Source organism: Bradyrhizobium sp. (assembly GCF_017881085.1).
GTDB lineage: Bacteria > Pseudomonadota > Alphaproteobacteria > Rhizobiales > Xanthobacteraceae > Bradyrhizobium.
Map to the genome: position 1 here is coordinate 1 of NZ_JADGRI010000212.1, position 9550 is coordinate 9550.

Annotated in this window: 13 protein-coding genes and 1 pseudogene; 12 read left to right on the forward strand and 2 right to left on the reverse strand. The window is 64.4% G+C overall.

What is annotated here, in order from left to right; translation table 11 throughout:
• Together QZ213_RS18845 and QZ213_RS18850 are read right to left on the reverse strand one after the other, a co-directional pair.
• A pseudogene (locus tag QZ213_RS18845) lies at nt 1-186 on the reverse strand (DUF2147 domain-containing protein); the annotation flags it as partial.
• A gap of 145 nt (nt 187-331) precedes the next feature.
• Complete coding sequence (locus QZ213_RS18850) at nt 332-859, reverse strand: GNAT family N-acetyltransferase (protein ID WP_291687610.1); 528 nt, start codon at nt 857-859, stop codon at nt 332-334.
• Nucleotides 860-1008: 149 nt separating this feature from the next.
• On the opposite strand from QZ213_RS18850, the gene QZ213_RS18855 reads away from it, so the two are divergent.
• From QZ213_RS18855 to QZ213_RS18910, 12 genes are all read left to right on the forward strand, one after another.
• The gene (locus QZ213_RS18855; RefSeq protein ID WP_291687611.1) at nt 1009-1605 is read left to right on the forward strand and encodes a superoxide dismutase; all 597 of its coding nucleotides are present in this window, start codon (nt 1009-1011) and stop codon (nt 1603-1605) included.
• 136 nt (nt 1606-1741) lie between these two features.
• A complete protein-coding gene (crcB, locus tag QZ213_RS18860; protein ID WP_291687612.1) occupies nt 1742-2116 on the forward strand; it encodes a fluoride efflux transporter CrcB in 375 nt (124 codons plus the stop codon).
• A 176-nt stretch (nt 2117-2292) separates the two neighbouring features.
• Nucleotides 2293-2895: a permease gene (locus QZ213_RS18865; protein ID WP_291687613.1), complete on the forward strand. Its 603-nt coding sequence runs from the start codon at nt 2293-2295 to the stop codon at nt 2893-2895.
• The gene (locus QZ213_RS18870) at nt 2892-3392 is read left to right on the forward strand and encodes a hypothetical protein (protein WP_291687614.1); all 501 of its coding nucleotides are present in this window, start codon (nt 2892-2894) and stop codon (nt 3390-3392) included. The genes QZ213_RS18865 and QZ213_RS18870 overlap by 4 nt, the downstream gene beginning before the upstream one ends.
• A gap of 64 nt (nt 3393-3456) precedes the next feature.
• The gene (locus tag QZ213_RS18875) at nt 3457-3651 is read left to right on the forward strand and encodes a hypothetical protein (RefSeq protein ID WP_291687615.1); all 195 of its coding nucleotides are present in this window, start codon (nt 3457-3459) and stop codon (nt 3649-3651) included.
• Between the two features lie 2 nt (nt 3652-3653).
• Nucleotides 3654-4412 carry an ABC transporter ATP-binding protein gene (locus QZ213_RS18880; protein WP_291687616.1) on the forward strand — a complete coding sequence of 253 codons (759 nt, stop codon included), beginning with the start codon at nt 3654-3656 and terminating at the stop codon, nt 4410-4412.
• The gene (locus tag QZ213_RS18885) at nt 4412-5281 is read left to right on the forward strand and encodes a metal ABC transporter permease (protein ID WP_291687617.1); all 870 of its coding nucleotides are present in this window, start codon (nt 4412-4414) and stop codon (nt 5279-5281) included. Before QZ213_RS18880 ends, QZ213_RS18885 begins: the two co-directional genes overlap by 1 nt.
• Before the next feature lie 11 nt (nt 5282-5292).
• Nucleotides 5293-6168 (forward strand): metal ABC transporter substrate-binding protein, encoded by an 876-nt coding sequence (locus QZ213_RS18890; protein ID WP_291687618.1) that lies wholly within the window; start codon nt 5293-5295, stop codon nt 6166-6168.
• 57 nt (nt 6169-6225) lie between these two features.
• Nucleotides 6226-7266 (forward strand): GTP-binding protein, encoded by a 1041-nt coding sequence (locus QZ213_RS18895; RefSeq protein ID WP_291687619.1) that lies wholly within the window; start codon nt 6226-6228, stop codon nt 7264-7266.
• Nucleotides 7266-8285, forward strand: coding sequence for a WD40 repeat domain-containing protein (locus tag QZ213_RS18900; protein ID WP_291687620.1), 1020 nt, complete (start codon nt 7266-7268; stop codon nt 8283-8285). The genes QZ213_RS18895 and QZ213_RS18900 overlap by 1 nt, the downstream gene beginning before the upstream one ends.
• Nucleotides 8286-8362: 77 nt before the next feature.
• Nucleotides 8363-8695 (forward strand): hypothetical protein, encoded by a 333-nt coding sequence (locus tag QZ213_RS18905; protein ID WP_291687621.1) that lies wholly within the window; start codon nt 8363-8365, stop codon nt 8693-8695.
• 170 nt (nt 8696-8865) lie between these two features.
• On the forward strand, nt 8866-9550 hold a 685-nt coding region (locus QZ213_RS18910), incomplete at its 3' end, for an acetoacetate decarboxylase (RefSeq protein WP_291687622.1).

Genomic DNA, 9550 nt, shown 5'->3' on the forward strand with positions numbered 1-9550 from the left:
GATGGGGTCCTTGAGCCAGACGACGACCCCGCAAAGGCCGCCGCCGCATTTGCTGACACGCACTTTCGCGTCGCCCGCCTGGGTCAACCAGATACCGCCCGCCTCGCCACCGGCCTGCGCCCTGGCGGCTGGCGCGGCCAGCAATGTCACCAGGATCGCTACGATAAAACCGAATCTGCAAACCATCGGGTCCCCCAAAAAGCAGGCCTGCTTAACAGCAAATCCGGGAGGAGCAATGCCATATTCGCAACTCCGCACAGCGTTCGCCGGATCTTGATTTGATCGGCGAATTCGCGCCTGCGCCGGCGGCCACCCCATCAACGTGCAGCGATCACCAGGGCAGGCCGCCCAGATCGATGGTGCCCCGCAGCGGCGCACGCCGGAGTTCGTGAACGTAGGGCGCGATGGCTTCGAAGCGAACGCGCCCCTGCGGCTGTTCGCACCAGATCTCGCCGTCGAACGGCTTGAAGCCGCGCCCCATGTAGAACGGCGCGTTGTGCGGTTCGCAGAACAACAGCGCGAAATCGGTCGAGCCTTCATCCTTCAGGGTTTGAATGGCGGCGTTGAGCGCCACGCTGGCGTATCCCTTGCGCCGGCTGTCCTTGCGGGTCAGCACGCCGCCGATGCCGCCGGCCCGCATCTTGCGCCCATTCCATTTGACCTCGCGGCGGTAGATGCCGACGTGGCAGACGACATCGTCCGCTTCGTTCTGAACCAGCACCCGCAACTCGGCATGGGCAAAAACGATGTCGGCCCAGGGCAGCGTCTTGACGAGTTCCGGTGGCCAGACCGCGTTGAACAGCGGTTCGGCCATCGGCCAGGACTCGTCTCCGTTCAGGATGTCGATTTCGATGCTCATTTTATCCTCATATCGCGCGCCCGGCGCATACCCCAGGCCCGACGTTTTCCCAAATTGCGGTGTTTAACATCGATGGAACCTTCTATAAGGGTTCCCGTTAAGCCAATTCTACTGAACTCAGTCCTCCCATCATTGTCGGACAGCACCCCATGACCTTTACGCTTCCCAACCTTCCCTATGCCTATGACGCCCTTGCGCCGCATATGTCCAAGGAAACGCTGGAATATCATCACGACAAGCATCACCAGGCTTACGTGACCAACGGAAACAACGCGATCAAGGGGACCGAATTCGAGGGCAAATCCCTCGAGGAGATCGTGAAGGCCTCGTTCGGAAAGAATCCCGCGGTCTTCAACAATGCAGGCCAGCACTACAACCACCTGCACTTCTGGAACTGGATGAAGCCCAATGGCGGCGGCAGCAAGCTGCCCAGCCGCCTGGAAAAGAAGATCACCGAGGACCTCGGCGGCCTCGAGAAATTCAAGACTGATTTCGCCGCCGCCGGCGTCGGCCAGTTCGGCTCGGGCTGGTGCTGGCTGACGGTGAAGAACGGCAAGCTGGAAATCACCAAGACGGCCAACGGCGAAAGCCCGCTGGTGCATGGCGGCACGCCGATCCTCGGCTGCGACGTCTGGGAACACTCCTACTACATCGACTATCGCAACCGCCGTCCGGACTATCTGAAGGCGTTCTGCGATCACCTGATCAATTGGGAGTATGTCGACCAGCTGTTCTCGAAAGTCTGAGGCTTTTCGAAATACGAAATCAGGGGCGGTGGCATCGAGCTGCCGCCCTTTATTGTTGGGGCGATCCTTGCGGGGATCGCGCGCTTGCGGCACAACCGCGTTGCCGGTGGTCCTTTTCTCAAGGGAAAAGCTTCAGATGAGCTATCTTCTGGTTTTCATCGGCGGCGGGCTTGGCGCGTCGCTGCGACACACCATCAACATGGTCTTCACGCGCGCGTTCGGGACCGGCTTTCCCTACCACACCTTCTTCATCAACGTTTCGGGCTCGATCGTCATGGGCCTGATCGCGGGCTATCTCGCCTTCAAGGGCGAAGCGAGCCAGCACGGGCGGCTGTTCCTGATGACCGGCATTCTCGGCGGCTACACAACCTTCTCGGCGTTCTCGCTCGACACCGCGCTGCTCTACGAGCGGGGCGAGTTTGGGCTGGCCGCGCTTTACGTGGTGGGATCGGTGGCGCTCTCGATCGCCGGCCTGTTCGCCGGTCTCGGGCTGGTTCGCCACTTCACGTAGCGTTTTCGAGCGAAGTGGATGCCGGTTCGCGTGAAGAAAACGCGTCAAGACAAAAGCCACCAATCCCGCATGGGCCTCCCTGAGCCGCGCATGGATTTTGTCGCGCTTCCGTTTGCATCGACTATCCGGCGAGACTAAGCAGGGTCAGCCCCACCACGCGCGCCAGACCCATTGCCTTGTCAGAACTTCCCCTGAAAGATCCGGCGCCCGCCGACGACGCCGCGGACGCCGAGCCGCGTCCCGGACACATCCGCAAACCGATCGGCTGGTCGATGATCGTGATCGGCGCGCTGGTCGCGGTCAGCGCGACCCTGGTGTGGCGGCGCGACGGCATCGCCGGCGTCACCGAAATCCTGACCCGCGATCTCGCGCTGTTCGGCGGCATCCTGCCGCGCGTGCTGGCGGGCTGCCTGCTCGGCGCGTTCATCGCCGAGATTCTGCCGCATGAGAAAGTGTCGCGGTCGCTCGGGCCCAAATCGGGGCTGAAGGGGCTGCTGATCGGGGCGGCGTTCGGGGCGATCCTGCCCGGCGGGCCGTTTACCGCCTATCCGGTGGCGAGCGCGCTGCTCGCGGTCGGCGCCGATTTCGGCGCCACCATCGCCATGGTCGTGAGCTGGACCTTGATCGGCTACGGCCGGGCGATCGCCTGGGAATTGCCGATCATGGGCACCGACTTCACGCTGTGGCGGATCGTGATCTCGCTGCCGCTGCCGGTGCTGGCCGGTGCGCTCGGCCGCTTCGTCTTTGTCCGGATCTATCCGAAGGGCGCGCCGGAATGAGCGCCGCGCTCGTCATCGATATCATGCTGTGGGGGTCGGTGGCCGCGGTCGGGTTTATCGCTTTCCGGCGCGGCCCGACGGTGCTGACGACGTCGCTGCGTGAAGGCACCATGGACTTCATCAATATCGTGCCGCGCATCGCGCTCGGCGTGATCGGCTCGGGCTATATCGCCGCCATCATTCCGCAGGAGATCATCACCGGCTGGCTGGGGTCGGATTCCGGCTGGCTCGGCGTCCTCACCGCCACCATCGCCGGGGCCGCAACGCCGGGCGGACCGGTGATCGGCTTTTCCATCGGCGCGGTGGCGCTGAAGGCCGGCGGCGGCCCGCCGCAGGTGATCGCCTATGTGATCGCCTGGGCGCTGTTCGCCTTTCAGCGGCTGTTGCTGTGGGAAATTCCGTTCATGCCGGCCCGCTTCGTCTGGTTCCGCGCGGCGGTGTCGCTGCCGTTCCCGTTTCTGGCCGCCGCCATCGCGATGGCGATCGGGAAGCCTTGAGCCTTCGAAATCGGGAGAACCCGCCTCGGTGGACAGGCGTAATGTTATAATATAACATTTTTGCATGTCCGGTTCCCACCTCCATAGCCATGACCATGCCCACGGGCATGTGCCCGTCCACAGCCACGGACCGGCGTCGCCGCATCCGGCGCAAGCAGCACCCTGGTCGATCCTGCGCATGACGGTGGTGTCCCGGCTCGCTGCGGCCGTCGCGGTCAGCGCCGCGATGTGGGCGGTCGTGTGGCTTTCGATGAGGTGAGCATGACCGCGCAAATCGAATTTCGCGACGTCACCTTGGGCTACGACCGGCATCCGGCGGTGCATCATCTCGACGGCGAAGTCGCCTCCGGCGCGCTGCTCGCGGTGATCGGTCCCAACGGCGCCGGCAAGTCCACGCTGTTTCGGGGGCTGGTCGGCATTCTCAAGCCGCTGGCGGGCTCGATTCAGACCGGCGGACTCGACGTCAAGGATGTCGCCTATCTGCCGCAGACCGTGGATATCGACCGCAGCTTTCCGATCTCGGTGTACGATTTCGTCGGCACCGGGCTTTGGCGCTCGACCGGCTTTTTCGGCGGCATGGGCAGGGAAGCGCGCGACAGGATCGCGCATGCGCTCGCAGCCGTCGGCCTCAACGGATTTGAAAATCGTCCCATCGGCACGCTGTCCGGCGGGCAGATGCAGCGCATGCTGTTCGCGCGCGTGTTGTTGCAGGATGCGCGGCTGATCGTGCTGGACGAGCCCTTCAACGCCATCGACGCCAAGACCTCGGCCGATCTGCTCGATCTGGTCAAGCGCTGGCACGCCGAGAAGCGCACCGTGCTGGCGGCGCTGCACGACATGGAATTGGTACGCAGCCATTTCCCCGAAACCCTGTTGCTGGCGCGCGGGCCGGTCGCCTGGGGCTCGACCGCCGACGTGTTGACCGCCGAAAACCTGCTGGAAGCCCGCCGCATGTGCGAGGCGTTCGACGAGAGCGCCGCCGCCTGCGCGGTCGACGATCTGCCGTCACGGGCCGCTTGATGCTGTACGATGCGCTGATCGCGCCCTTTACCGACTTCGAATTCATGCGCCGGGCGCTGGCGGCGGTGATCGCGCTGGCGCTGGGCGGCGCGCCGATCGGGGTCTTTCTGATGCTGCGGCGCATGAGCCTGGTCGGCGACGCCATGGCGCATGCGATTCTACCGGGTGCGGCGATCGGCTTCCTGCTGTCCGGCCTCAATCTGTTCGCGATGACGACGGGCGGACTGATCGCGGGCTTTGCGGTGGCGATCCTCGCCGGCGCGGTGGCGCGCTCGACGGAAATGAAGGAGGATGCTTCCCTCGCGACCTTCTATCTGGTGTCGCTGGCGCTCGGCGTGACGATCGTTTCGATCAAGGGCACCAATATCGATCTGCTGCATGTCCTGTTCGGCAATATCCTGGCGATGGACGATCCGACCCTGCTGGTGATCGCTTCCAACGCCACCATCACGCTGCTGGTGCTGGCGGTGATCTTTCGCCCGCTGGTGATCGAGAGCGTCGATCCGGTTTTCCTGCGCACGGTGAGCCGCGCCGGCGCGCCATCGCATCTCTTGTTTCTCGCGTTGGTCGTCATCAACCTCGTCAACGGCTTTCAGGCGCTCGGCACCTTGCTCGCGGTGGGGCTGATGATCCTGCCCGCCGGCATCGCGCGGTTCTGGTCGCGCGACATCACCGGCATGATCTGCATCGCGGTCGTAAGCGCGATCGTGTCGGGCTATGCCGGCCTCGTGCTGTCGTTTCAGACCAAGGTGCCGTCGGGCCCGGCGATCATTCTGGTGGCGGCGGCGCTCTATGCCGGCTCGGTCCTGTTCGGCAGCGTCGGCGGCCTGGTCCGGCAGATGTTTCCCGGCCGCCACCTCGAAGCGTAACGGAAGGCGCGATGCGGGGGTTTCGACTTTGGCTGATCTGCGTGGCGCTCGCGGCGTCAACGGCTCCGCTGCGCGCGCAGGAGCGCGTCAACGTCGTCGCGAGCTTTTCCATCCTCGGCGATTTCGTCAGGAATGTCGGCGGCGATCGCGTCAATGTCATCACCCTGGTCGGTCCCGACGGCGACGTGCACGTCTATACGCCGGCGCCGGCCGACGCCAGGAAGATTGCGGACGCGAAACTCCTTGTGATCAACGGCCTCGGGCTGGAGGGCTGGCTGCCGCGGCTGTTGCAATCTTCCGGCAGCAAGGCGCCGATCATCACCGCGACCAAAGGCATCGCGCCGCTCAAGTCGGGCTCCGATGCCGATCCGCATGCCTGGCAATCGGTGGCCAACGCGAAGATCTATGTGACCAATATCCGCGATGCGTTAGTCGCCGCCGCCCCCGCCGACACCGAGGTCTTTCGCGAAAATGCCAAGACCTATTCGACAAAACTCGACGGGCTCGACCGCGAGGTGCGCGAGGCGGTGGCAAGAATCCCGCCCAGCCGCCGCAAGGTGATCTCGACCCACGCTTCCTTCGGCTATTTTGCGGCCGCCTATGGCATCGCGTTCATCGCGCCCCGGGGCGTTTCCACCGAATCCGAGGCCAGCGCGCGCGACATTGCCGGTATCATCACCCAGATCAAAACGGAAAAAATTCCGGCGGTTTTTCTTGAAAATATCAGCGATGACAGGCTGATCCGGCGGATATCGGCCGAGACCGGCGCCCGGGTCGGCGGCACGCTTTACTCCGACAGTTTGACGGGCGAAAAGGGCTATGCCCCCACTTACATTGAACTGGTCAGGCACAATATAAAGGCCCTGACCAGCGCGCTGGCCGATTAGGGCAGGGGCCCTCCCTGTTGCCGGCGTGGCTCACCAATTACCGCTTGCGGAGATATTATGTCCGAATTGACCTCCCAGAAAATTCCCGTGACCGTGCTGACAGGCTATCTCGGCGCCGGCAAGACCACCCTTCTCAACCGGATCCTGTCGGAAAACCACGGCAAGAAATACGCCGTGATCGTCAATGAATTCGGCGAGATCGGCATCGACAATGATTTGATCATCGGCGCCGACGAAGAAGTCTTCGAGATGAACAATGGCTGCGTGTGCTGTACCGTGCGCGGCGATCTCGTGCGCATCCTCGAAGGCCTGATGAAGCGCAAGGGCAAGTTCGACGCCATCATCGTCGAGACCACGGGTTTGGCCGATCCGGCGCCGGTGGCGCAGACCTTCTTCGTCGATGAGGACGTGCAGAAGAACGCGCGACTCGACGCGGTGGTGACGGTGGCCGATGCGAAATGGCTCAGCGACCGCCTGAAGGACGCCCCCGAGGCCAAGAACCAGATCGCGTTCGCCGACGTCATCGTGCTCAACAAGACCGATCTCGTGAGCAAGGCCGAACTCGCCGAGGTCGAGGCGCGGATCCGCGCCATCAATCCCTACGCCAAGCTGCACCGCACCGAGCGCTGCCGGGTGGCGCTGTCCGACGTGCTGGAGCGCGGCGCTTTCGATCTCGACCGCATCCTCGAGCTGGAGCCGGAATTTCTCGAGGTCGGCGACGACCACGATCATCACCACGACCATGACCACCATCATCACGATCATGACCACGGCCACGGCCTGAAGCATTATCACGACGAGGACATGCAATCGCTGTCGCTGCGGTCGGACAAGCCGCTCGACGCCACCAAATTCATGCCCTGGCTGCAGAACCTGGTCGCCAGCGAGGGCCAGAAGATTTTGCGCTCGAAGGGCATCCTGGCCTTTAGCGACGACGACGACCGCTACGTCTTCCAGGGCGTGCACATGATGCTGGAAGGCGATCACCAGCGCGCCTGGAAGGAGGGCGAGCCGCGCGAAAGCCGCCTGGTCTTCATCGGCCGCGAATTGCCTGAGCAGATCATCCGGGACGGCTTCGAGCGCTGTATCACCACGTGATGACACAGTTCGATCCGGGCGAAAATTCCGCCTCCATCGCGTCGGTCACCGATCGGGTGCGCCCGGTCCGGATCGGCGCGCCCGTCATCGCCGCGCACTTTCTCGGCGAGAACGCGGCCTTTGTCGGCGCCGAGGAAAACGTCTTCCTGGTGAGCGGGCAGGGCGAGGTGACGCCCGCCGCCGTCCATGGCGGCGGCATCCTGTGCGCGGCTTCCGACGGCGCGCGGCTCGTCATGGGCGGCGATGACGGCAGGCTGGTTTCGCTCGACGCCAAGGGTGAGGTGACGCTGCTTGCCACGGACGCAAAACGGCGCTGGATCGACAATGTCGCGCTGCATCCGGACGGTGCCTTCGCCTGGTCGGTCGGCAAGACCGCCTTTGTCCGCAGCGGCAGAGGCGAGGAAAAGTCGTTCGACGTGCCCTCCACTGTCGGCGGGCTGGCGTTCGCCCCAAAAGGCCTGCGGCTGGCGATCGCGCATTATAACGGCGTGACCTTGTGGTTTCCCAACATGGTCGCCACCGCCGAGGTGCTGGAATGGGCCGGCTCGCATCTGGCCGTCACCTTCAGCCCCGACAACAAGTTTCTCGTCACCGCGATGCACGAGCCGGCGCTGCATGGCTGGCGGCTCGCAGATAGCAGGCACATGCGCATGACCGGCTATCCCGGCCGCGTCCGGTCGATGTCGTGGAGCGCCGGCGGCAAGGCGCTGGCGACCTCGGGCGCCGACACCGTGATCCTGTGGCCGTTCGGCAGCAAGGACGGCCCGATGGGCAAGGAGCCCGCGATGCTTGCGCCGCTGCAGGCGCGCGTCTCCGCGGTCGCCTGCCATCCGAAGCAGGATATTCTTGCGGCCGGCTACAGCGACGGCACCATCCTGATGGTGCGGATCGCCGACGGCGCGGAAATCCTGGTACGCAAGAACGGCGGCGCCCAGGTCGCGGGGCTGGCGTGGAACAGCAAAGGCACCCTGCTCGCCTTCGCCGCGGAAGACGGCGACGCGGGGCTGCTGGAGCTCTAGCGGCTTCGTTGCCCATTTGCCTGGGGAACAATGCCCTTCCGCGTCCGTTGATCCCGCAACAAAGGGCGGTGAACAACATGTCAGCGGACGACAGCAAACGCAGTCTAGGGAAGAACCTGCTGCTCGCCGGCCTAATGGTGGCAGCAGGGCTGGTTGTAACGGGCCTTTCGCTGGCCCAGATCAGGGCCGGAAACCCCCAGATGGCTCAGGCGACCCAGCCCTTGCAGTCGACGCCGGGCGCGGAAACCAAACCGTCTGCGCCCGCCGAGCCGGCGACGACCGGCGCGCGGCCGGCCGAGATTGCACCGCAGCCTGCCCGTCCGGACGCCGAGGCGCAGAAGGAAGGCGCCACCCCGGCACTGCCGCCCGCTCCGGCGGAGAAAACCGCGCCGCCGATCCAGCCCAAATAGCACCGTCGTTCCGGGCGGGCGCCAGCGCAAGCCGAGGCGATATGACGGCGCCATGACCGTCCCTCGCCGCGATGTGATCCGCGTTGCCGATTCTACGGCCTCGCCTGCATCGAGCCGCTACCGCATAATCCCTCATCGCGCGCCAGCGCCAACGACAGATGAGGCTGACGATGAAGATCGATGACGTCCGGCGAGCCGCTTATTCGATGCCGCTGACCAACCCGGCGTTTCCGCCGGGACCTTACCGGTTCTTCAACCGCGAATATTTCGTCATCACCTATCGCACCGATCCGGAAGCGCTCGCCGCCGTGGTGCCGGAGCCGCTCGAAGTCACCGAGGCGATCGTCAAATACGAATTCATACGGATGCCCGATTCAACCGGCTTCGGCGATTACACCGAAACCGGACAGGTGATCCCGGTGCGCTTCAACGGCGAGGAGGGCGCCTATACCCATGCGATGTATCTCGACGACGATGCGCCGATCGCGGGCGGCCGCGAGCTGTGGGGATTTCCCAAGAAGCGCGCCACGCCGAAGATCGAAGTCGAGAGCGACGTGCTGGTGGGAACGCTGCATTACGGCTCGGTGCTCTGCGCCTCCGGCACCATGGGCTACAAGCACCGTCCGGTCGACCACGACGCGGTGCTGAAGGGCATGAAGGCGCCGAATTTCATTCTCAAGATCATTCCGCATGTCGACGGCAGCCCCCGGATTTGCGAGCTGGTGCGCTTCCACCTCGAGGATATCACCTTGAAAGAGGCCTGGACCGGCCCGGCGGCGCTCGGCCTATTCCCGCACGCGCTCGCCGACGTGGCAAAGCTGCCGGTGCGCGAGGTGGTATCCGCGCTGCACTTCA

What these genes read in the sequence shown, in the direction of transcription:
- QZ213_RS18855 (WP_291687611.1), top strand. Translation starts at nt 1,009, where the DNA reads ATGACCTTTACGCTTCCCAACCTTCCCTATGCCTATGACGCCCTTGCG.
- QZ213_RS18905 (WP_291687621.1), top strand. Translation starts at nt 8,363, where the DNA reads ATGTCAGCGGACGACAGCAAACGCAGTCTAGGGAAGAACCTGCTGCTC.
- QZ213_RS18875 (WP_291687615.1), top strand. Translation starts at nt 3,457, where the DNA reads ATGTCCGGTTCCCACCTCCATAGCCATGACCATGCCCACGGGCATGTG.
- QZ213_RS18900 (WP_291687620.1), top strand. Translation starts at nt 7,266, where the DNA reads ATGACACAGTTCGATCCGGGCGAAAATTCCGCCTCCATCGCGTCGGTC.
- crcB (WP_291687612.1), top strand. Translation starts at nt 1,742, where the DNA reads ATGAGCTATCTTCTGGTTTTCATCGGCGGCGGGCTTGGCGCGTCGCTG.
- QZ213_RS18890 (WP_291687618.1), top strand. Translation starts at nt 5,293, where the DNA reads ATGCGGGGGTTTCGACTTTGGCTGATCTGCGTGGCGCTCGCGGCGTCA.
- QZ213_RS18870 (WP_291687614.1), top strand. Translation starts at nt 2,892, where the DNA reads ATGAGCGCCGCGCTCGTCATCGATATCATGCTGTGGGGGTCGGTGGCC.
- QZ213_RS18885 (WP_291687617.1), top strand. Translation starts at nt 4,412, where the DNA reads ATGCTGTACGATGCGCTGATCGCGCCCTTTACCGACTTCGAATTCATG.
- QZ213_RS18895 (WP_291687619.1), top strand. Translation starts at nt 6,226, where the DNA reads ATGTCCGAATTGACCTCCCAGAAAATTCCCGTGACCGTGCTGACAGGC.
- QZ213_RS18880 (WP_291687616.1), top strand. Translation starts at nt 3,654, where the DNA reads ATGACCGCGCAAATCGAATTTCGCGACGTCACCTTGGGCTACGACCGG.
- QZ213_RS18850 (WP_291687610.1), bottom strand. Translation starts at nt 859, where the DNA reads ATGAGCATCGAAATCGACATCCTGAACGGAGACGAGTCCTGGCCGATG.